General features: G+C 47.0%; 18 protein-coding genes. 3 read left to right on the top strand and 15 right to left on the bottom strand.

Annotated elements, in window-relative coordinates; all coding sequences use genetic code 11:
• The first annotated feature begins 343 nt into the window (after nucleotides 1-343).
• The 3 genes from AVZ68_RS00765 to AVZ68_RS00775 all read left to right on the top strand — a co-directional run bounded on the left by AVZ68_RS00765 (nucleotide 344) and on the right by AVZ68_RS00775 (nucleotide 3577).
• Complete coding sequence (locus AVZ68_RS00765; protein WP_059102631.1) at nucleotides 344-1504, top strand: Gfo/Idh/MocA family protein; 1161 nt, start codon at nucleotides 344-346, stop codon at nucleotides 1502-1504.
• Between the two features lie 11 nt (nucleotides 1505-1515).
• Entirely contained in the window at nucleotides 1516-2622 is a 1107-nt protein-coding gene (locus AVZ68_RS00770; RefSeq protein ID WP_059102632.1) for a Gfo/Idh/MocA family protein, read from the top strand.
• A gap of 106 nt (nucleotides 2623-2728) precedes the next feature.
• Entirely contained in the window at nucleotides 2729-3577 is an 849-nt protein-coding gene (locus AVZ68_RS00775; protein WP_059102633.1) for an AraC family transcriptional regulator, read from the top strand.
• Between the two features lie 101 nt (nucleotides 3578-3678).
• Here AVZ68_RS00775 and AVZ68_RS00780 read toward each other — a convergent pair whose 3' ends face one another.
• From AVZ68_RS00780 to cccA, 15 genes are all read right to left on the bottom strand, one after another.
• Nucleotides 3679-4449, bottom strand: a complete 771-nt coding sequence (locus tag AVZ68_RS00780; protein WP_059102907.1) for a sugar phosphate isomerase/epimerase family protein — start codon at nucleotides 4447-4449, stop codon at nucleotides 3679-3681.
• 295 nt (nucleotides 4450-4744) lie between these two features.
• The gene (locus AVZ68_RS00785) at nucleotides 4745-7411 is read right to left on the bottom strand and encodes an endo-beta-N-acetylglucosaminidase (protein ID WP_059102634.1); all 2667 of its coding nucleotides are present in this window, start codon (nucleotides 7409-7411) and stop codon (nucleotides 4745-4747) included.
• A gap of 533 nt (nucleotides 7412-7944) precedes the next feature.
• Nucleotides 7945-9393 carry an ABC transporter substrate-binding protein gene (locus AVZ68_RS00795; protein WP_059102636.1) on the bottom strand — a complete coding sequence of 483 codons (1449 nt, stop codon included), beginning with the start codon at nucleotides 9391-9393 and terminating at the stop codon, nucleotides 7945-7947.
• A 41-nt stretch (nucleotides 9394-9434) separates the two neighbouring features.
• The gene (locus AVZ68_RS00800; RefSeq protein WP_082676250.1) at nucleotides 9435-10289 is read right to left on the bottom strand and encodes a carbohydrate ABC transporter permease; all 855 of its coding nucleotides are present in this window, start codon (nucleotides 10287-10289) and stop codon (nucleotides 9435-9437) included.
• Nucleotides 10290-10426: 137 nt separating this feature from the next.
• On the bottom strand, nucleotides 10427-11356 hold the full coding sequence (locus tag AVZ68_RS00805; protein WP_059102638.1) for an ABC transporter permease: 930 nt from the start codon (nucleotides 11354-11356) through the stop codon (nucleotides 10427-10429).
• Nucleotides 11357-11464: 108 nt separating this feature from the next.
• Nucleotides 11465-12982: a response regulator transcription factor gene (locus tag AVZ68_RS00810; RefSeq protein ID WP_059102639.1), complete on the bottom strand. Its 1518-nt coding sequence runs from the start codon at nucleotides 12980-12982 to the stop codon at nucleotides 11465-11467.
• Nucleotides 12963-14741, bottom strand: a complete 1779-nt coding sequence (locus tag AVZ68_RS00815; RefSeq protein ID WP_059102640.1) for a sensor histidine kinase — start codon at nucleotides 14739-14741, stop codon at nucleotides 12963-12965. Before AVZ68_RS00815 ends, AVZ68_RS00810 begins: the two co-directional genes overlap by 20 nt.
• A gap of 99 nt (nucleotides 14742-14840) precedes the next feature.
• A complete protein-coding gene (locus AVZ68_RS00820; RefSeq protein WP_059102641.1) occupies nucleotides 14841-15455 on the bottom strand; it encodes a YesL family protein in 615 nt (204 codons plus the stop codon).
• Between the two features lie 6 nt (nucleotides 15456-15461).
• Nucleotides 15462-16775, bottom strand: coding sequence for a glycoside hydrolase family 125 protein (locus tag AVZ68_RS00825; protein ID WP_059102642.1), 1314 nt, complete (start codon nucleotides 16773-16775; stop codon nucleotides 15462-15464).
• Nucleotides 16772-17275, bottom strand: a complete 504-nt coding sequence (locus AVZ68_RS00830; RefSeq protein WP_180316649.1) for a glycosyl hydrolase-related protein — start codon at nucleotides 17273-17275, stop codon at nucleotides 16772-16774. The genes AVZ68_RS00825 and AVZ68_RS00830 overlap by 4 nt, the downstream gene beginning before the upstream one ends.
• On the bottom strand, nucleotides 17229-17384 hold the full coding sequence (locus AVZ68_RS20440) for a hypothetical protein (protein ID WP_180316650.1): 156 nt from the start codon (nucleotides 17382-17384) through the stop codon (nucleotides 17229-17231). The genes AVZ68_RS00830 and AVZ68_RS20440 overlap by 47 nt, the downstream gene beginning before the upstream one ends.
• Before the next feature lie 274 nt (nucleotides 17385-17658).
• Nucleotides 17659-20766: an alpha-mannosidase gene (locus AVZ68_RS00835; protein WP_059102644.1), complete on the bottom strand. Its 3108-nt coding sequence runs from the start codon at nucleotides 20764-20766 to the stop codon at nucleotides 17659-17661.
• A gap of 262 nt (nucleotides 20767-21028) precedes the next feature.
• A complete protein-coding gene (locus tag AVZ68_RS00840; RefSeq protein WP_059102645.1) occupies nucleotides 21029-22150 on the bottom strand; it encodes a Nif3-like dinuclear metal center hexameric protein in 1122 nt (373 codons plus the stop codon).
• The gene (locus AVZ68_RS00845; protein ID WP_059102646.1) at nucleotides 22147-22857 is read right to left on the bottom strand and encodes a tRNA (adenine(22)-N(1))-methyltransferase; all 711 of its coding nucleotides are present in this window, start codon (nucleotides 22855-22857) and stop codon (nucleotides 22147-22149) included. Before AVZ68_RS00845 ends, AVZ68_RS00840 begins: the two co-directional genes overlap by 4 nt.
• Nucleotides 22858-22919: 62 nt before the next feature.
• Nucleotides 22920-23294 (bottom strand): cytochrome c550, encoded by a 375-nt coding sequence (gene cccA, locus AVZ68_RS00850; protein WP_059102647.1) that lies wholly within the window; start codon nucleotides 23292-23294, stop codon nucleotides 22920-22922.
• Between the last annotated feature and the right edge of the window lie 93 nt (nucleotides 23295-23387).

Consider the following 23387-nt stretch of genomic DNA (forward strand, 5'->3'; position numbering starts at 1 on the left):
TTGTTTGTAAAGGCTGTTCAAGCTTTTGAGCTACAATCTAGCAACACTGAGGTCGATATTGGGAGCTCACATCGTCTCCATGTTATCTGGTATAACATTATGGTCAGCGCAAAGTTTACATTTCTAATTACTCTTTGTGTTTTCAAGTGGTAAGGTTCCCTTTCATATTGTCGATATAAACTGGGTAAGCCGACAAAGAAAGCGGCGGATATTAGGACAAACCTCAGCACCTATGACCACAACGAGGTATAAATTTATGCTAACTTCCCACAAGGACAGCAAAGCCAGCTCTGCCCTACATCGATACACTCATTGTAAGCGCAAACACAAAGGAGCTGCTAACATGGACCAAGTACGAATTGGAGTCATTGGTGTTGGGAATATGGGAACATCTCATGCTGCCTATTTACATGCAGCTGAGATTAAAGGGGCTCGCTTGACGGCGTTGCTCGAGGAACGCCCTGAGCGGGTGGAAACGCTGCAGGAGTTGTACGGCAGCGACGTTGAGATCTATTCTGATGAGGAAGCGTTCTTTACATCGGGGAGACTTGATGCTGTGTTGGTTGCAACCCCGCACTTCAGCCATCCACGACTTGCCATTCGCGCTTTTCAAGAAGGATTGCATGTGCTGTGCGAAAAACCAGCAGGTGTCTATACGAAGCAGGTGCGAGAGATGAACGAAGCCGCAGCCAAAAGCAACCTTGTCTTCTCCATGATGTATAATCAACGCACGAATCCGTTGTACAAGAGACTTCGAGAGCTTATACGTGGTGGTAAACTTGGTGCCATTCGCCGAATTAACTGGATTATCACTGATTGGTACCGTTCGCAAAGCTATTATGACTCAAGCAACTGGCGGGCGACCTGGTCCGGGGAAGGTGGAGGTGTGCTCATTAACCAATGCCCGCATCAACTGGACTTGTGGGGCTGGCTCACGGGGATGACCCCTTCCCGCCTTCGCGCGTTTTGTTCCTTTGGCAAGTACCGGAACATTGAAGTTGAAGATGATGTCACAGCGTTTGCCGAATACGAGAACGGCGCATCAGCCGTGTTCATTACGACGACTGGCGAAACCCCTGGCACGAATCGTCTTGAAATTACCGGCACACAAGGAAAAGCCGTTGTTGAAGACGGCGAACTCTCATTTTGGCAACTCCAGCAGTCCGAACCTGAATTCAACCAGCAATTCCAAGGGGGATTCGGCGAACCAGAGAGCTGGAAATGTGAGATTCCGATCCGAGGAAAGGAAACCGGACATCCGGGGATTACCCAAAACTTTGTCAATGCCATCTTGCAGAAGGAGCCTCTCATCGCCCCAGGGGAAGAAGGCATTCACGGGCTGACGCTCTCGAACGCTATGCAGCTTTCGACATGGACCGATGGGTGGGTCAATTTTCCGCTCGATGAAGACCTTTACTATGACCAACTACAGGTGAAAATTAAGCAATCGACGGTTAAAAAAGATCAGACTGTTAGGACACTCGACGTCAAAGGCAGTCATTAGGAGGAGTTTTCATGAGTCATCAGGACGGGATGAATTACGCACCGAAAGGAAAGCCTAACAAGGTTGTAAAGGAAGGAGAATTCACATTCGCCGCCGTTGCCCTCGATCACGGTCACATTTACGGAATGTGTAACGGCCTACTGGAAGCGGGAGCTGTATTAAAAAGCGTCTATGATCCTGACACGGCGAAAATGGAGGCGTTCAAACAAACGTTTCCGGATGTCACATTTGCCGCCTCCGAAGAAGAGGTGTTGGCGGATCCAGACATTCAGTTAGTGGCGGGTGCAGCGATTCCTTCCGAACGCGCAAGCCTTGGAATTCGCGTCATGCAAAGCGGGAAGGATTACTTTACGGATAAGACTCCTTTCACAACCCTATGGCAGCTGGAAGAAGCCCGCGCCGCTTGCCAGGAAACGGGACAAAAGTATATGGTCTACTATAGCGAAAGGCTTCATGTTGAGTCAGCCGTGTTTGCTGGACAGCTGATTGAGGAGGGAGCAATCGGCGATGTCCTGCAAGTGACCGGCTTTGGCCCACACCGCTTAAATGCCAGCAGTCGACCGGACTGGTTCTTTAAGAAAAAACAATATGGGGGCATACTCTGTGACATCGGCAGCCATCAGATTGAACAGTTTCTCTTCTTTGCAGGATGCAAAGATGCGCAGGTACTTCATAGCAAAGTGGCGAATTATAACTCAGAGGCGTACCCGGAGCTTGAGGACTACGGAGATGCTACGCTTGTCGGTGACAACGGAGCGACCCAGTTTTTTAAAGTTGACTGGCACACGCCAGATGGGTTAAGCACGTGGGGAGACGGTCGGACGTTTATCACAGGCACGAAAGGAACGATTGAGATCCGTAAGTATGTCGATGTTGCAAGGGAAACGCATGGCGATCAACTATACCTCGTGAACGAAAAAGGAGAGCAGCATTTTTCCTTAAAAGGCGAGGTAGGCTATCCGTTTTTCGGCGAACTCATTCTTGATTGCTTGCATCGCACAGAAAACGCCATGACCCAGGAACACGCCTTTAAGGCCGCGGAGCTCTGCTTGCTTGCTCAGGAAAAAGCACTACAAATTACAAACCGAAAAGCGCAGGCGGGTCGAACAGAAGCGTGAATTTTGGAAGGCCTGACAACGAAATCCGATCTTAGATTTCGTTGTCAGGGCTGAAAAATCTCGACGCTTCTACCTGCCGGAGCTAGACAAACACTCAGGAGGTATAATGACTCACTCACCGCTGCAACTTCCACAGTTGAATTTCCACTATATGCAGGACTGGAAGAACGAAGAAGCGTTCGATTTTCATTCCCATGAGCAAGCAGAAATTTACTATTTTCACGGTGGGAAATGTACCTACCTAATCGGTGATGAGATTCTAAGCCTACATCCAGGTGATTTAATTCTCATGCATGGCTTAACGCTTCATCGCCCCAAATTGTTTGACGGTGAACCCTACATTCGCTCGACCCTGCACTTTGAACAGCAGTATTTTCATACGATTCTACAACCAATGGGGAGAGTGGATCTTCTCTCTCCCTTTTCGTCACTGAAAACCCTTCGTCTCACGTTTAAGGGCGAGGGGAAAGCTCAGCTAGAGGGGATTCTCCAATCTATTCATGAATGCCAAAAGCGAAACGATGCTCAGGCCTCGTTTCGCTTCCAGCTGCTGTTTATGGACTTGTTAAGTTTCCTCGCTCCTTACTGCATCAAACCCTTACGCGAGCGGCGTGTTCCAACTTCTGAAAAAGAGAAAAACGTTCAGAATGTGGTCTCGTTTATCGAAAACCACTATATGGAAGACGTGAGACTAGAAAACCTGCAGGAAAGTCTCCACCTGAGCAAATATCACCTCTCTAAAATCTTTAAAGAGGTGACAGGGGTTACGATTTCCAAATACTTGTACCAGCGCCGTATCAATCAGGCAAAAGTTGAATTTATGCTTGGCGACGTGAGCGTGACAGATGTTAGTTACAAAATTGGCTTTAAGTATCCATCTCATTTTACGAAAGTCTTCAAGCAGCTGACAGGAATGACACCAGAACACTATCGCAAAGAGGTTTTGTCGTCTTAATTAGATAGAGGAGCTATCTGCCGAAGAGAAGCTTCTCTCTATTTTTATCCCGCATTAAGGATTAGTTCTCCTCAAACGCCCAGATGAATGAGGTTTCTCCCTCATCCGCTTACCTGCCGCCTCTTGGCCATCTCTTGAAGATTCGTTAGACTTATTCTCAAACTATCCATCGGTTTCCCTTTGCATATATCTTGCTCGACCACATACCACTCAACACCGTTTTCTTCCCCCCACTGAAGGATAGGTGGAAAATCAATCGAACCCGTCCCCACCTCAGCGAAAGTTTCTTCTGTGTCCACAGTCATATCCTTTAGATGAAGCACCGGCATACGATTTTTGTAGCTCTGGATAAACGCAAGCGGATCTTGCCCGCCTTTTTTTACCCAGTACACATCGATCTCTGCAAGAATCTGATTGTCGCTAGTTGGTTCGAGCAAGTACTCGAGCGCGGACGTCCCTTCTATCGTTGTATCAAATTCAAACGCATGGTTATGGTAACTGATGCGAAAGTCTGGGGACTCTTTTGCGATTTCGTTCAGTTCGAATTTGACCTGCTGATAGCCTTCAGCGTTTTGATACTCCTTGGGCAAAAAGGGACAGATAATATCAACCGTGTTGTACAGACGCGCTTCTTCGAGTACCCCACCTAAATCCGTTCGCAATCGATCAAGAGACACATGCATTCCCGCTGCTTTAAATCCATTTTCTTTGATACTCGCTGCCACTTCCTCTGGATCGTACCCTGGGGGTAAGCTGGATATTTGTACTCCGGCCCAGCCCATTTGCGCTAATTCCTTGAAAACCGAGGGGATGCCTTGCTCCTTTAGCTCATTTCTGAGTGTGTATAAAGTCGCCGCGAATTTCTTTTGCATCATCAAACACCTCTTTTTTTCTTTTCTTTAGTTTAACGTTTGAAAACGCTTTATACTTTTTCCCTATTGCTGCAATTTAACTTATGCTTATCCGACATTGCGCTATCTTTTTCAGCCCTCAAGTTCTGGATCACTTGGTTTGAAGGGAAACTGTTACTATGATTAACTCATAGCCATAGCAACAGCCAAATGAATAATTTCTCTATAAAAATCTAACTCCCTTCCTGCACTGTCTCGCAGGAATGATTGGCAATCATTCTGCCTTTGTATAGAACTTTTTCCTGATCCCCGTTCATTAATACCCGTAGGCTTCCAATTCATAAATCCGCACGGCTTGATCCCCACCTTGGGTCGGCTGCTGAACCGATAATCGGATATATCTCGCAGTCGTAAGCGGGATGGTATGCTCAGAGACTCCTTCCGTATTGTTATCCACAGACACTAAAGGGTCCCACTGTTCCCCATCCAAGCTCGTCTCAATGGTAAACGCTCTTGTATTAAACGCTGACGGCTCGCCTCCAGCCTCAGCATGTTTGACAACAAGGCTAGACAGGTCATACTCCTCCAACAAATCAACTTGTAGCCAGTGATCAGTTCCTATTGCACACCATTTGCTGTTGTCCGTCACTTTTCCGTCGATCGCATTCATCGGTCCTTCGCTTGCTGCACATTGCCCGCTTGCCGTCGCCTCTTTCTTTAAGGCAACATTCACGATATCCTGGGCCTCCTCCGTTATAGTGATATACCCCTCTCTTGCTAACACATCTTCCCCTTCTGTATTTTTCGCCGTCAACGTCACGGAATAGGTCCCTTCTTGCTCATAACGAATGATTGGATTTTCTTCGTCACTAAATGATGGTTCTCCACCTTCAAAGTGCCACTCAACTTCTTCTGTTACTTCTGAGGAGCGGTTGTAAAACTCAATTTCCTCTCCAGGCTGTGCCACCGTTTTGCTGACATTAAAATCCGCATTTGGAACTGGATACTCCGGCCAATCAAAGCTGACCTCCAAATGATTTCGACTTCTTACAAAGTGTTCATTTACGGCTACGATTTCAAGTGTGGTCTCCATCTCTTGGTTTTCTCGTCTTAAATCAGAGATCGCATACACTTGATTCGGCGTCGCCCCCAGAAATTCTCGCTCGCCATTTGATAATTGGCGATAGATTTCATAGTGGCGGATCTCTTCATCATGCTCCCACGTCAATTCGACATCCGCATACAATCCATCCTCAAATACCGTATCGATTACTTCCGGACGAGTCGGTGCTTTTGGTGCCTGTTTTCGATCGTGTTTGTTATAGACCGCCAATTCGCCGATATTCATCTGGTAGTCTTCGATTTCAGCTTTAGAATCAAAGAATAAGGAAATCGCTACGATTTCTTTTCCTTCAAACTTGTGGAGCTTTATCCAATCCGTTCTCCAATCGCCATGACTTTTTTTCTTCACATCAAAAAACGTAAATTCTTCCGGTGCATCGGCAAAGCTCACGCCGACTTTCATATGTGTATCTTTTTCCGTTGTTTTGTAGGTGAGCGCTATTTCCGTATGCTTTTCCACAGTCAGCTTCGTTTTGTACAACTTCACATGAGTGGCATTCTCTTCTGATAACGCTCCAGAAACCTGTAAAGAACTCCCGCCATAATACGCCTCGTCCCAATCAAAATCAACGTCCAGCGGCTCCCCTTCGCTTTCTGCAATCCATCTCCATGTTGGTAAAATATCCTGTAGGCTGCGATTATTCCAAGACTGGTTCGATGTTTCAGCCCCGTCTACGGCAAAGAATGTACCGCTGCCTGTATTAAAATGGGTAGTGAAAGGCAACTCATTAACCACCGTTTTTTCTGTAAAGTAATGAGCCATTCCTTTCCATCTTTCATTTTCGTTTGTAAACCTCGGGTCTCCCTTTTCCCCAACCCAAAACTCTTCTTCTTTTTGATAGAATTCATCCATAGTAGAGGACGAGTTAAACGCCCAGTCCGGTCGGTAAATGCCGAGTGATGCAAATGGGGCGTGATCATCGGGGAATACATTTCCCCAATTCACATCTGTGCTTGTCCCACTTGCTTCCACATCAATTCCGGCATACAAATCATACGGATTCCGTTCAATCTCTACCGCTTTGTCATGAGACCTCTCCTGGCTTTCATTCGACCACCAGAAATTAAGGAACATACTGTCCGCCACTCTCGTGTCCTGATCCTGCAAAAACATTTTATTATTGTCGGTTAAGTAATTTTGCCAACGAATTTCTCCCGTCGAGATCATCGAATCATACCACATAATATGCATACCCTCTGGTTTATGATCTTGAAGGTAGGTTAAAAAACCTTGCATTTTCTCGGCAGTTTCTACATCTCCGCCTTCTGTTTCCTGGTTGATAAACCAGCCATCAAATCCATAATACTCTGCCACTTCTAAAAGCTTATCCGCCGCAGGAAAAGAGCCGTCCTCTCGCTGGGTTAACATTTGCTCCACCCACTCTTCCTGCCCCCCATAGACCTGAGGAGGGAAAAACACATTTCCTAACATTTGCACTCCATTTCGATGTGCTGCATCCGTGACGTCTGCGCTAGGTGGTGTAATAATCCCTTCACCCGCTGATCCAGCCCAATAGACCATGAGATCAACGTATTGCCAAAAACTAAACGTATTTGCAAAAAAATCCTTCCCACCCTGGGAGGGAACGCCGCTCGTATTCTGATTTAATGCCGATAGCGCCACTAATTTGGCATCCTCTTGCTGTGTATCATTACTTGGATAAATACTATCTCTTTCGACCAATGGAACGGTACTTCTATTAAATTCTGCATCCGGGTCCTGTTCTGGATTCCATTCTAGTAGCTCTTCCGGGTACCAGTAAGAAGATTCTGGTGTTGAAGCCATGCCTTTGTTAGGAAAAAGACTAGCTAATACAACCAAAACGAAACAGGCCACGAACAAAACTCTTTTTTTACCCATGATTCACACCCTCACTTTCAATTTTTAGGTAAAAACTAACACCACCGATGACGACTCTATTTTTTCACCTCCTTAACCAGCGTAAAATCATAGATTTAAACGCTTTCATAACTGATTTGCTCTAAAAAACTAGCAGAAATGAGCACCCCTATTCACCTTATTTAAGAACACTTAGCCAGTCAATTAGCAACGCGGAAGTTATAAGAAAATTACACAAAAAATAAGGTTATTCCATCGAAGGAAATGTATGGAGTCTGAGTTAAGGGGTTATTTCCAGGAGATTTATTTGTGAATCCAAATACAAAGGTGGATGTATAGGCCCGCTGATCACTTTCGCAATTAATTTAATTGGATAAAATTTTATCACAGAGTATCCTTTTTGTTTACTAAAAACAACAATAGTAAAAACAAAAATAAGCGTGACCTTCACCAAATTATTGGCGAAGGCCACGCTTTTATCCCACCGGGGTTGTGTCCCAGCCTCATCCTGAAATTCTGAAAAAGTACTTTGAGAAATTTCCTTCCTCTCCCTATTATTCCTTGACTTCCTCCACCCACTCGTCATACTGCCTCTGCGCTTCATCGATGACCGTTTGCAGCCCGGCTGCTTCAAAGCGTTCCGTGGCTAGGGGCAGGTATTCTTCAGGGTCAACACTGCCAGTGTAAATCGCTGGCATAAATTCGCTTGAGACGTTGGAGATATTAGCAATTTCTGTCCGTACAGGTGTCGGATCAAAGTGGAAGCCTAGAATTGGGCCAGGTTCAGCGCTCTCATTAAATTCTTCAAAAGCTTCCCATTTGTCGGCGGGCTCATTTTCAAAGAGATCAAGAATGAAATGATTGCCCAGGGCGTATGTCGGCATGCTGTATCGTTCAACGCGTGCCGGCTGATCTTCAATTGTTCCATCATCCAGACGCTCGAAGTGCTCCCCTTCAATCCCGTAGTTGACAAGGTTGCGAACATATTCATCCGTGTTCAATAGATTCAAGAATTCCATCGCCTTCTCCGGGTGCTCAGAGGTGCTCGAAATTACTTGAAGAGAGCCTGTTACCGAATCATTGTTGATCACTGGATCATGCAACGGCTGCACTTCGACTGGATATCCTGCCTCGCGTTCCCAGTTCAGTTCCGCATAGGGGTTGTATTGCTCAAGTCTCACAAACCAATTCTCCACATTTAACGGATAGGGATCGTTGGAACTAGCAGCATCTGAAGGGATGTACCCTGCTTGATAGTACTCCCTCATCGTTTTGTATGTTTCCATTGCTTCATCCGTTTCTAAAAAATTAACGACCGTATCGGTATCTCCCGTAAATGGAAATGCTACCGGAGTTTCATCGCCAATCACGTAGTCAAACGGCAAAATTGGTTTGATCGGTGTCAGCGGTGTGACGTTCGGCTCGTTTTCATGAACCGTTTCTAGCAATGGCTCCAGGTCCTCAAGCGATTCAACATTTTCGGTATCAAGGTCGTACTTCTCTACTAGGTTGCCGTTAAAGACGAAGACCCATTGCTGGCCAACTTCCTTGTTCGCGGGGACCCCGTATAAACGCCCATCGATGCTTGCCCCTTCAACCAGGGCTGGATCAAGCACTTCTTTTAACTCGCTACCCTCTTCGTCAAGCATATCCGTGATGTCTGCGTACGCTCCTCTTTGGGCATTTAGCGTATACGTATCACCAGCGGCAAAGGCAATGTCGTAATTTTCGCCTGAGGAAGTGATAATCTGCATCCGTTCTTCATAATCCCCCCAGTCTACTTGTGTCATGTTAATGTTAACCCCGATTTCCTCTTCGGTGTATTCATTTAGTTCCGCCATCACTTTGTCAAGATCTGGCTGAGGGGTACCAATCATGTACCACTGGAGATTGACCACTTCATCGCTGCCTTCTTGCTGGCTCGTATCCTCACTGCCTCCGCAGGCCACAAGCGTCGCTAAACTGACAGATGCTAATCCACATCCAACTAATTTTTTATACACTTTCCCATCCCCCTTTTAAATGTTCATACCCTTGCTAGCGATTACTCTTTGACGCCCCCTATAGTTAAACCGCTAATGAAATACTTCTGAAAGAACGGATACGTCACGGCGATTGGCAACGTAGCAATCACGACCATCGCCATCTTTGCGGCATCTTGTGGAATCGTTGAATAAATTTCCTGTGCCGCGGCCCCTAGCTGCGTGTTTTGTCGCATGAATTCTATATTGTTCTCAATCCTCATTAACAGGGACTGAAGCGGAACAAGATTGGGATCATCGATAAAGAGCAGCGCATTGAACCAGTCATTCCAGTACCCAAGTGTTGTAAAAAGCGCAATCGTGGCAATCCCAGGAACAGCAAGCGGGCAAACGATTTGCAAGAAGATCCGCCACTCACTCGCTCCGTCTATACGTGCTGATTCTAGAATCGATTCAGGCACAGAGCGCATGAAGAATGTGCGCATGATAATGATGTAGAATGCATTCATCGCCAGTGGCAATATCAGTGCCCAAATCGTGTTGCGCAACCCAAGGACTTGAGACATCACGATGTACAGAGGAACCATACCAGCGCCAAAGAGCATCGTGAAAAAAGCAAAAAAGTTGAAGAACTTCCGGTAACGAAACTGCGGACGAGAGATCGCGTACGAATATAGGGCGATCATGCTGACACTGATGACGGTGCCAAGTACCGTTACAAGAATGGTAATACCGTACGATTGCAAAAGCTGATCGCGCATGTTCCACAAATAAGAATACGCATCTAAGGACCATTGATCTGGAATGATTTGAAACCCGTCACGCACGAGCGCTTCTTCCGATGTGAAAGAAATAATAATCACATAGAGAAACGGAAACACACAGACAAAGGCGGAGAAACCCAGTAGAAAGCTCATCCCCACGTTTGTCTTTTTTCCAAACGTGTGGGGATTGACACTTTTCCGTCTTTTACGTTTTCTCTTATCGGTTGCAGGCGTCTGGTTTTCTTCTAGTTGCACATCTATCCCCTCCTCCCATTTGCCATCTTTCTATCCTAGAAAAGCGCATAATCAGGATCAATTTTCCCCGCGATATAATTCGTTATCAATACGAGAATCAGACCGACGAACGATTGGTACAGACCGGCAGCTGTCGTCATGCTGATATCCCCTAGTTGCATTAACCCTCTGTACACGTACGTATCAATAACGTTGGTTACAGAGTAGAGTGTACCCGAATCCCTGGGAACCTGATAGAACAGTCCAAAATCTGCGTTAAAAATATTCCCGATGTCCAGAATCGTTAGAATCACAATCAACGGCATGAGTGCTGGCAGGGTAACGTGACGAATCTGTTGCCATTTGCTCGCCCCATCAATCATGGCTGCCTCGTAGTAATCACGGTTAATTCCGGCGATCGCCGCTATATAGACGATGCTCGCAAAGCCGACACCTTTCCAGAAATTGGTGAATGTCAAGATGAAGGGCCAGTATTTTGGCTCGTTGTACCAAGAGATCGCCTCGACGCCAAACCAGTCAAGGACATTGTTCGCTAACCCTCTGTCTACACTTAAAAAAGTAAAAACAAAGTAGCTTACGACCACCCATGATAGAAAGTGAGGAAACAGCATACCGGTTTGATAAATCTTTGCAAGTTTTCGATTGACAAGTTGGCTAATCAAGATCGCCAGTGTGACAGCTAGGACTAGTCCACCGACAATGAAAATGAGATTGTAAAGAATCGTGTTACGTGTGATCACCCAGGCATCGTTGGTCGAAAATAGAAAGCGAAAATTTTCGAAACCCACCCAATCACTGTTCACAACACTTGCAATAAATCCACCTGGATCAAAGCGATAATCTTTAAAGGCGAGAATGTTTCCTGCCATCGGCAAGTAGGCAAGCACAAGAAACCATATGGTTCCTGGCAAGACCATGATCAGCCATGTTCGATTCTGATAGAGATTTGATAAAAACGTCTTCATTTAGGATGTAATCCCCCTCCCCTTTCACAACGTTGAAAACCCTTACATAAAGTGTACCAATAAAGGCTGAGGCGATAAACTTGACAATCTTTAGATTCGTTGAACTAACTAATGGTCTTTGGCATTTGACAGTTTCGTAATCGTACGGTATTCATTTGGTGTGATGCCCATCTGCTTTTTAAATTGCTTGTAGAAGTACGTCGCGTCGGAGTACCCAACCTTCTTGCCAATCGCCCCTGCCTTTTCATTGGTCGTAAGAAGAAGGCGCTTTGCTTGATCTAGGCGCAGTCGGTTTACATAATCAGAAAATGACACCCCTACTTCTTTTTGAAACAGCTGCCCTAAGTAAATCGCATTCATATAGAACGTCTGCCCTAGAACTTTGAGCGATAAGTCATTCATATACTCTCGCTCAATATAGGCAAGAACGTCATTAATGAGGGTGTTTTTTACCTCTTGCTTGCTTGAAAGCTGAAGAATCGTATTTTCAATAAGAAGCTCGAGCTCTGTCCATAGATCCTCAACGGTTGGAGCAGCAAGTAAATCATCCATAATGATCGGGTAATGAGGGTCTTGCTCTCTTGATGTCATTTTCGTTAGAGCAATCGCCGCCTCCATCGCCATGCTTTTGAAAGCTGTCTCATCTTTCGCTCTAGTGACGATGGCTCCCTTTAACCAGAGAATAGCTTCCTCCCTCTTCCCCTCATGGACAATCTTTAGAAACGGCTCCAATTTGAGAAGCAGCGACTTTCCACTTTCCCGTTGCTTCTTTTCTGCTTCCTTCTTATCAATCACATGCGTTTCATTGAAAAAAAGATACTGATCTCGGTACGCCGTGGCAACCTTCAAATCGTATTGCAGATCCTCTTTAGAAAGGCAGTCGCTACTGATAAACAATACATAAGACTGCTTGATTCGCTCCGCAATCAATGATTGAATGTTCGAGAGGAACGCCTTCTCTTCTTCCCCCGGCTTGTACAAGAGCAGAAGGTCTTGTTCTGGGGTGATGATGCAGTGAAGCTTCCGCCCCAGCCCCTCCTGCTCAAGCTGCTGCTGCAGCTCGAGCAGAACACCGTTTGGGAGACTGTTCGCATTTACGAATGACAGCAGCGCCAGGCACTCCCTTCCTTCGGGTACTAACGCCTCAGACAGTGCCATTCGGTCGAGAAATTCTGTTTTTTCAATACGATCATGGAGCCAACGCCAGATCGTATTGTCTCTTAAGATGTATTGATTTGCCTGCTGTTGATGAATGGCTTGTACTTTTTCTCTCACTTGCTCGATGCTTTCAATAAGCTCCTGTTCATTCACCGGTTTTAATAAGTAGTTTTCAATCCCGAGTACAAGCCCTTGCCTAACATAGGAGAAGTCCTGATAGCCGGAAAGGACGAGAAATCGCGTCCGCGGCTGTACCTCCTGCCACCCCTCAATCAGTGCAAGCCCTCCTTTCTGGGGCATGCGAATATCCGTAATGATGAGATCGCACGGGTCGTCGCTGTATCGCCTTAAAGCTTCGTCGCCGTTACTGGCCGTCCCGATCAGTTCACACCCAAGCGCCTTCCAATCAATAATTGCTTGCAGCCCTTGCAAAATAATCGGTTCATCGTCAACTAGCAGTACTCGCATTCCCAAACCCTCCCTGTTCTAACGGTATCGTCATATAAACCGTTGTTCCTTCACCCTCTATACTTTCAATCGTCAAGCCATACGCCTCCTGATAATGTAGCTGGAGCCGTTTATGAATATTGGATAGCCCGATGGAATCGTACATGTCTTGCGGAACATCCTTTTGCAGCATGAAATGAATCTCTTTTAAGCGCTCTTTGCTCATTCCGCCTCCGTTGTCGGAAATGGAAATCTGCATATCTTTTTCACTCCTCTGTGCTATACGGATCTGCAAGCGATTGTCCCTCTGATCAGACCTCAATCCATGCATGATGTAATTTTCCGCAAGCGGCTGTAAAATGAAGCGCAGAACCGGCTGTGAGAGCAGCGCTTCATCGACCACGTACTCGACTGTCAGCTTGTCAGCATACCGATATTCCATCAGTGTCATGTACTGCTTCAGATGTTCGAGCTCTTCCCTAAGGTGAGTGACTTCATTTTTCGAAAGCGCGTACCTGAGCAATGTCGCTAAATGGTATGTCATTGCAGCCGACTCTTTTGAGCCTTCGATCAACGCTTTCATCCGAATCGTTTCAAGTGTATTGTAAAGAAAATGAGGATTAATCTGAGATTGTAGCGCCCTCATCTCTGCCTGATGATTCTTTCTTTCAAGATCGTAGGACCTTTCGATGTTCGTTGTTAAGTCTTCCAGCATTTGATTAAAGCTTCTGGCGATTAAGGCAAGCTCATCCTTCTCTTTGCGTACAGCAATTCTCGGACGCAAGTCTCCCTTCTGCACTTGCAGCATGCTTTGCTTGATTTGGCTGATTCGACTCGCGTATCTTCGCATCACCAGGTAGCCAATCACAACCGTCGCACACACAACGAGCAGCAAAAGCCCGCAAAATAATCCATGCATAGAGGAAATGCCGCTGATTTCAGACCTTGCCACGACGCCCCTATAAACGAGGCCCAGCTCCGTATCGGTGTACTGGGTAAGGTAAAACGTTTCCCCATTCTGCCTGATCGTTTGCGGTTCAGCGCTCGTCCCCTCCCTCGGCTCCGGGTAGTCCACTTCCTCTTTTGAGGAGCTAAAAAGCAGTTCCTTCTCCTGTGTATACACTTGAATGCCGCCGACTTGATTTTCTTTCTGCAACCCAAATTCCTGGTTCAATTTTTCAAGATTATAGTAGGCGGTTAACGTGCCAATTTTCGTCGTTGTAATCACATCATTAATTGGCTTTTGCAGCGCGACGCCACCTTTGATTGCCTGCTGCCCCGCTACTCCCTCAGCGATACGGTCGTCCTGAGCCATTTCATTCCAGTTGTAATGATGAAAGATATAGTTGTAAGAGGAACCTGCTTCATGCCCGGTTAGTTCAATAGCATCTAGGGCATTATCGGCAAAATAAAACGTTCGTAAAAACGTATCGACGTTCGTTGGCACAAACGACTGTTGGTTGGCGTATTCCTCCAGCCTAAAGGCCCAGTATTCACCAGGTTCATTGGCCAGGGCATGGGAGATCGAAGCGACAAGCTCAGGGTTGTAATACAGCTCGCGAAGGTTGGACTGCACTATTCGATCTCGTTCTGTAAAATACTCTTCGATTTGACTGACGGTTTCTTCATTGGAAGCAAGGGCCCGTTCCACCACACTCCGAGAGAAGTGTTGGAAAAGCACAACAAGCAGCAGCGAAACAACGATCAAGATCGTCAACGAATACAGCACAAGAATCCGGCTGAATACCTGGTTTCTTATACGTCTAACAAGCTTCAGCACTTTCCTTTCCCCTCCTCACGCAGAAAAACTTGACCCGCACGTATCCTCCAACAATTGGATAACCAGGCTCAAGTTTTCCTTTCTATGACTATGTGTAAACTAAGCAGTGGGCATTTGCATGGCTTCAATTTTGGTAAAGCGTTTTCTACAAACAATACTACTCCAATAAGCAGGAAGAACGCCAGAGAAAAATGGGAGAAGTCCCGGCATTTGCACGATCAGCCAGGCAATCAAGCCAAATCCGAGACTGAGCATAAGAATAGTCCTCGGACTTCCCACTGTAAAAGCAATCGACTGTTTGACATATTGTGTCCACGAATACTTGTAGTGGGCAAAAAGGTTAAAAAACATCACTACACTAAGACACAAAAGGAAAATCACAAATAAGATAAAGTAGTGCGCCATCATCATCAGCGTGCCCGGAATGATGACGGAGAGACGCAGGTTCACAAGGAGCACCACAAGCATGCCTGCAAAAAGGAGTCCGACCAAATTCGCCTGCCTAAAGCTTGCTTTGTATGTCTTTACAAAGGTCTTGTAAATGGAGACTTCCATATTATTACGCGCCCATTCTCTCGTTACCGCATGCATCGCATTGGTTGCAGGCATCAATCCAAAAACCACAAGCCCGGCGAGGATTCCACCTAGCCACAGAATATTTACCCATACCAGACGACAAATCCAGTCCGATACTTTCAAAAAAAGGTTTAGCATCTACACTCACCCCTTCTCCGTCTGCGAAAGGGGACTGCTCGTGATCTGCTCCCCGCATAGACTCAGTACAAATTCGCTGAACAGCGAGTTCGACCACGCAAACCATTCCCGCGTGTACTCACTCGGATCCGAAGCATTAAATCCTTCGTGCAAGTAGTTCTCGCCTCCGTCTGTCGCTTTAATCGTTTCCAAAACCCTTAGCTTCTCCTCTTCAGATGTGGCTGTCAGTCCCTGCATGCTCAGGGCAATATGCCAGATATAATGATCGGGGGTGTGCGGACTGCCAATGCCTCCGGCCACCGACCCTTCATAATAGAATGGGTTTTCTCTTGTAAACAGAAGCTTTCTCGTATTGAGATAGGTCGGATCGTTTGCTTCGCAGAACCCTAGATAAGGAGCTGCCAGTAGACTTGGAACATTGGCGTCATCCATAAAAAGCTGACGGCCAAATCCATCCGTTTCATAGCAGTAGACCTCTCCGTGATAAGGATGGTTCATAGTAGCATGCGCTTGAATGCCTTCTTTCATCTCCTTAGCAAGCTCCAAACTTTCCGCCTCTAACTCAGCATCATGCCAGAGCCATTCACACATCTCTGCCACGTAACGCAGGACGACCACCGCAAACATATTGGCTGGCACATGATACCCGTACAGGCAGGCATCATCGCTTGGCCTGAATCCGCTCCACGTCATCCCTGTATACGTGACTTCTGTTCCCTTGCCATTGCGATTCAATGTGTCCGACTGACGTACATTGTGGCGTTCAAACGTATATGGAGACTGTTCCTCATGGTGCTGTTCCGTGCGCCAGAGGGCAAGGATCTCTTCTACCGCTTCGCGAAACGTTGCGTCTAGGTGATCGGCGCTCCCGGTCTGCTTCCAGAGCAAATACCCGAGCTGAATGGGGTAGCAAAGCGAATCCACCTCATACTTGCGCTCCCAAATCTGCGGCCCCATTTCCGTTGCATCGTCCTGGTGCCCATGTCCGTTCGCTTCTTTGTTAAATGCATTTGCGTAGGGGTCGAGGCGAATAAACTCGATTTGCTTGCGCACTACGCCTGCGATCAGCCTTGCAATCTCTGGGTCATCAGCAGCGAGGAGATACGGACGAATCTGCGCTGCCGAGTCCCTCAACCACATCGCCGGAATGTCTCCGGTGATCACAAACGTTGTCCCGTCTTCATTTGGCTGCAATGTCGTCGTGTACGTATTCAAGAACGTATTTTCAAACAGCCGATGTAACTTACGATCCTCCGGAAACTTGGTTTTCACTTTATCTATCAGCCGCCTTAATGATGCCGGTATTTCTGTCGTGGTCACAGTCGCCCCTCCCTTTCAAAACGATAATTTACAATTTTATATGGAGCCACTTTCTCTGTCTCCGTCACTTCATAGAGTTTCTCAGTTTCCAGCAGTGTCGTTGCGTAGGTACGTATGTCTTTCGGCGCATCAAGCTTGAGCCTTCCCTCTTCTATCCCTGTTTGAAAGAGACGCACAATAACTGCATCTTCTTCCTCGGCAAGTTTAATAGAGCTTGGTTCTAAATTCCTACGCTCTAGCTCCAGAAAACTTTTTTCTGGAGGGAACGGCCCTTGTTGAACCTGGAGTTGTACGGCAAAAACATCTCCCTGTGCTTCGTACGCCAGAGCCAGCCTTCCTGATGAGCGTAGATCTCCCTGATGTGGGATCACTTCCCACTCTGCTTCCTGTATGCCTTGGCACTGCGCCTCGTTCGTTGGAAAATTCATCGCAAGCAGCGGCTCGACGCCTTTCTCAAGAACATACTGCGCCTCTTGGTTCATTTGCTTTAAACAAGTCAAACAAATCATTCATCAATTGAATAAAATCATAGCGATGCTCCTCAAACGACTGATACCATTCCCGGTCCCAGTGAGAGTGTGCAAGCACATGTGCTGTTTTCTTCTCCATTCCCTAACAACCTCCAAGTAAGCGCCTTCATTATTCAGATTAGCAGTTTTGTCTGCTTGGCACAACTTACGGTTTGAAAATGATATGATCCGTTCATTTTTTCTAAGAATTGTTAAGCAAGCGGCGTCGCTTGAACATTCCCATTGGAAGGCCTTCCTAAAATCACTAGCTAGTTTTCAAGTGATGTTCTTCCACCTGTAGGGGATCTTTTCATCTTCACAGCTCTCCAATCAGACTAGAAAAGACTGCTCCCCGCAAGAAGCAGCCTCCTGATTTATTCCGTGAACTCTACATACACCGTCTTGATTTCACATGGAGAAACCTCAAGCTCGATCGTCTCTTTTTCCTGCCTCTCTCCCACGGCATTCTCCATTAAGTCAACTTCAACCCAAGAAGAAATCGCATAGTCCGAGACAACCCTTACTGCTCCGCGGCGACCTTCAAACTCATGAAAGCGCACAATCACACCTTCATGGTTCTCCGCTTTTTTGATCGCATCAATTTGAATATGCTCAGCTTCCGTGGCAATGAGTGATTTAGAGGCCTTTCCTCTTCTTGCTTCAAGTGGATGGTTAAGCGCCCATGCCTCCCGCTGCGTGCGCCCTTCGCGCCAGTCTCCTTCATGAGGGAACAGGGCATAAGTAAACTGATGCTCGCCTTGATCAGCTTCCGTATCTGGGTGAATCGAAGACGTTAAAAGCGAAAGCCGCATGGTATGGTCCTTAATATCATAGCCATACTTACAATCATTCAGCAAACTCACGCCGTACCCTGTCTCTGAGAGGTCAGCCCATTGGTGACCGACTGTCTCAAATTTCGCCATCTCCCAAGACGTATTCCAGTGCGTGGGACGCTTGACATTGCCGTACTGAATATCAAATGTCGCCTCAGTTGAGCGCACATTCACAGGGAACGCCACCTTCATCAATTTCTGCCGCTCATGCCAATCGACATTGGTTTTAAAATCAATTCGCCTCGTATGTGCATAAAAAATCATTTCCTGCGTAATCAAAGAGGCATGATAACGCCACTTGGATTCAAGCACGAACTGCACCTCACCCTGCTCCTTGACACGGAATGATTCTAGCTCTGTCACCGCCTCCATCTTTTCCTGATAAAACAAGTCAATGTCCCAGGCATCATGCGCGAGCGGCTTATCCTCAAACACTTGCAATACGTTCCCCTGCTCTCCCTGTGCAAGCACTTGTCGCTCTGCTTTTTTGTCATAAAGGTTGACCATGTGCCCAAACTCGTTCCATTCAATATCATAATAAGGAGTAGTCAACTTCTTGCTTTCATAGGAGAACGGATTTTCCATTTTACGTTCAACATTTGTATGGAAAATTTCCGTCGCGGCAAAAGGCTTGGTTTGATCAAACAAAACCCACCAGCCATTCTCTTGCTTCTGAGCGGGAAGTCTCCTTTTATGAGCATCTGCAAACCCTCCTGCCTTATTTTCCTTATCAAAAGGAACGAGCACCATTCGCAATCCTGCAAACTGATCGCTTGATAATACGGCGTACGTTTGAGCTTCCGTATCCTCCTCCAGCACGCGCTGCATCTGAGCAATCAGTGTCCACGCCTCCTCATATTCGCTCATGGCGTCCTCATATACCTCGCAGATCGAGGACCCAGGAATGATGTCATGAAACTGATTACGCAAGACGATTTTCCACACCACAAGGAGCTTTTCTGTTGGGTAGGTTTCCCACCCGTTCTCAAGGGCATAGTGAACACAGCGAAACTCCAGCTCTCTTAGTGCGAGTTCCAGCTTGCGGTTGTGCTTCTTCATAAACGCCTGACTCGTATACGTGCCCCGATGGTATTCAAGATAGAGCTCCCCGTCCCATGTATGCACGTATTCGTCCGTCTCCTCCACTGTCTGCTTCAGATTGGCAAAGAAGTCTCCTGCTTTCCCTGGTTTCACATTAGGAATCCCTGGCATCTCATCGAGGTGGCGGCGCAGCTCAAGCATCTCTCGATTGACACCGCCTCCCCCGTCGCCGTAGCCATAAGATAAGAGCAAATCCATGTTAAACGACTTGTTTCGGTAGCCTTTCCATGCCCCGTTGACGGTCTTTGCGGTAACAACTCCATTATACGTATAGAACCAGGAGTCTTCTGCTCGACCCGGCTCTGGTGTCGTGATAAAGTGGGTCAAAATCTCCGAACCGTCGATGCCTCTCCACTTAAACGTATCGTGAGGCATTCGATTGTATTGATTCCAGCTGATTTTCGTTGTCATAAACGTATGGATGCCGGCCTTCGTTAGAATTTGTGGCAGCGCCCAGCTGTAGCCGAAGACATCCGGCAACCAGAGAATTTCACAATCCTGGTCGAACTCATCTTTCAAAAACTGCTTTCCTACGAGCAATTGACGCACAAGCGATTCTCCGCTTGGAATGTTGCAGTCGGCCTCCAGCCACATGCTGCCTTCTGCTTCCCAGCGCCCCTCCTGAATACGAGTCGAAAGCTTCTCATAAAGTTCTGGGTAGTCTGTTTTAATGTATTCATACAGCTGTGGCTGGGTCTGCAAAAAGAGGTAGTCGGGATATTCCTCCATCAAACGCAGCACTGTTGAGAATGACCGTGCCGCTTTCTCCCGTGTACGAACCAGCCGCCAGAGCCAGGCCACATCAATATGCGTGTGGCCTAGACAATGTACCGTTACAGGATGATGCTTTTCCATTCCTTCCACACGAGTGCGGATCAACTTCTGCGCCTCATAGCAAGACGCATAGAAACCTTCGCTTCCCGGCTCCGTCCAGTCGATTTGCTTAAAGGCATCATTCAAGCACTTGAGGAGTTCCTCTCGATACGGATCGGTCGTTGCTAACTCCTCAATCGTCTGAAAGAGTGCCAGTGACGTGAAATACAAATCGTCGACCGTCTCGTCCAACCACGCAATCCGCGCATCCTTTAACTTGTAATGCTGAATTTGCTTCGGTCCGCCCCCTTCAAGACCCGTCCAAAGGCGAAAGGACAGACGCAGCGAATGGCCAACTTTATCATTGGGCAGAAGTACCTCCTCGTGGTTAGAATCCACCCCCTGATACGGCTTACCGTCCACAAACAAGAGAGATTCAAAGCCGGAATTATTTCCCCCGCCTGTTCTTCCAAAATCGAAAAGCCCTACTGGCTTTTTTCCCTCCCAACTTTTCGGGAAAGAAACATCGACTTGCAACCACTTATAGACATCTCGCCCCTCCCAGCGGTCGCCTACGTTCACCACTTCACAGTCATCATCGACTTTTGGGGGATACGCGCCAATTTCTCCTGCATCGTCCTGAAAATAGAGCCTCGTAATAATCCAACCATCTCGGTACCGAAATCCTCGCAGTTCATTGAGTCGATTTTCCAGCTTATGCTCCGTTAAAAACATAGAATCCTCCTCCATTAGGTAACGCTTTCATTTTTCTACCATATACAAAGGCTTAAATTGTCACAAGGGAGGGCATTACATTGCTATGAAAAGTGCATAGTTTCTAAACAAAATCTAAGAGCTTCAACTTGTGCTCTGTATTGTCCCGCCCGTGCAGCTCCTTAAGCAGCCTCCCTCTCTCCATGTAAAAAAGCGAATGAAGACACATCTAGTCTCCCATCCGCTTTTAGTATGCATTTCTGGAATGTCATAGGGCTTTCTGTCACAAAAACTGAAACGGATCAGTGCTTGGCACAGATGGAAAGACCTCCACCTCATAGCCATTCTCTTCAACGACTGCGTTCAATCGATCGCTAACACCCCGCTTCATAATCTGCTCAATATGATGACCGGCATCAATAATGGACAACCCATCCATCTGCGCATCGTGAGCGACGTGATAGTAAACATCTCCGGTCACAAGGACATCGGCACCTTTTCTAAGGGCTTGGTTCATGTATTTGTTCCCATCCCCGCCAAGCACAGCCACCTTACGAACATTCTTCTTTAAATCACCAACGACGCGAACGCCTTCTAAACCGAGCTGCTCCTTTACTTTTTCAGCAAATGTCTCCAAGGTGTGCGAGTCGGCAATGGTCCCAACACGCCCTAAGCCAAATGCTTCCCCCTCATTGTCGAGCGGATATAAATCATACGCGGGCTCCTCGTAAGGGTGGGCTTTTTGGAGCGCAGCAATTACTTTTTTGCTTTCACTGGCGCGAACGATGGTTTCAATTTTCACCTCATTCACAAATTCTTGAACACCAGCCTCTCCAATAAACGGGTTGGCTGCATCAGTCGGTCGAAACGTTCCTGTTCCAGCGCTTTGAAAGGAGCAATGGCTGTATTCACCGATAAAACCCGCCCCTGCTTGTCCAAGTGCCTCACGCACCTGAGCTGCTTCAGTCTCAGGAACAAAGGAGACAAGCTTCTGCACTCCTTCTTCATGTAGCGGTGCCAGCACTTCTGTCTCTTTTAATTCAAGTGCTTCAGCTAGTAGGTCATTCACACCTCCCTTGGTGACATCGAGATTCGTATGAGCCGCATAGATCGTGATATCATGCTTGATTGCCATAGAGATGATCCGTCCATGGGCGGTGTCAAGATTCACTTGTTTCAGCGGCCTGAACAGCAGCGGATGGTGCGCAATGATCAAGTCCACCTTTTTATCCACCGCCTCTTCCATCGTCGCCTCGAGCACATCAAGGGCAATCATCACCCGCTTGACGGACTTATTCAGTGTACCAACCATCAAGCCGTTTTTGTCCCCTTCTACAGCATAGGACTTCGGAGAAAATTGTTCAAACTGCTGAATCAGCGTTTGTGCTTGTACCTCTTTCCTCAAAATAAAACCTCCCTAGCAAGTTTAATCTTCTCAAGCAGTTTCGCTTTCCGTGCCTCTGTTTCACTGCTTGTAGCCGCTCTTTCAAGTTGAGTGAGGACCTTTTCCCAATTTGCTAGCTCATGGCTCCATTTTTTCTGGAAGGCTTCATTGTGTTCCTTAAGCAAAATAGGGCCAAACAGCACTTTTTTTTCCGCCTCTTCCCTGTAAAGGCTATCGGCATCGCCACGCTCAGCGACGAGAATTTCGTAGACCTTGCCGTCTTCCTCGAGAATTTCTTCCGCTACAAGCGCCCAGTCATTGAGGCGGAGCCACGTGCGTATTGCATTTGCCGCGACATTTGGTTGGAGCACCAGGCGCTTGACCGTTGTTAATTTGCTCTTTCCCTCTTCCAGAATGGTTGCGATTAACGGGCCGCCCATGCCAGCTATGGCAACAGCATCGAAGGCTTCTCCCTCGCACACCACTTCAAGCCCATTTCCTCTGCGTACCTCAATCGCTTCCTCAAGTCCTAAGCGCTCGACTTGAGCCTTTGCTGATTCGTACGGACCTTTGTTCAATTCCCCGGCAACCGCTCGCATCTCCTTTTGCTGAAGGCAGAGATAGCAAGGCAGATAGGCATGGTCGGAGCCGATGTCAGCGAGCACACGAGCTTCTGTTAGAAAACGGGCAACGTGAAGCAATCTTTTGGACAGCTGACGTTCATTCATTCCATCCACCTCACTTCATCTAGACGGAAAAAGCGAAGGACACCTCCCTCGCTTTTTCGACGTTATTCAATTCCTTCGAGCAAGTACTGGGCAACAGCGTCCGCCTCTTCCGGCTGAAGATCGATTGCGGGCATGCTCCCTTGGCCGTTTAAAATAATATCAACAATTTCTTCTTGTGATAAGTCGAGAGAGGTGAGATCAGGACCCATTCCGCCAGTCAAATCACCGCCGTGACAACTAATACATGAATTCATGGCCGTTTCTTCGCCATAGGCAATCGGGTCATCAATGACGACTTCTTCCCCCTCATCGCCTTCGCCTGCTTCCTCTGCTTCTCTATCCGCACGTTGGTTAACACCCGCTGCTGAGAGCGCGACCATCAATACAACCCCGATAATAGCAATAATCGCAAAAGGAATTAATGGACGTCCTTTCATATTTGGTTAGCCCCCTTTTTCTTTAGTCTTTTCCATATGTAACAAAGCATGTAGTCAAGCAGTCGTTATTATTTTACTCGAAAAAAAGCTTTC

It is taken from the genome of Shouchella shacheensis, from assembly GCF_001484965.1.
Classification (GTDB): Bacteria; Bacillota; Bacilli; order Bacillales; family Bacillaceae_D; genus Shouchella; species Shouchella shacheensis.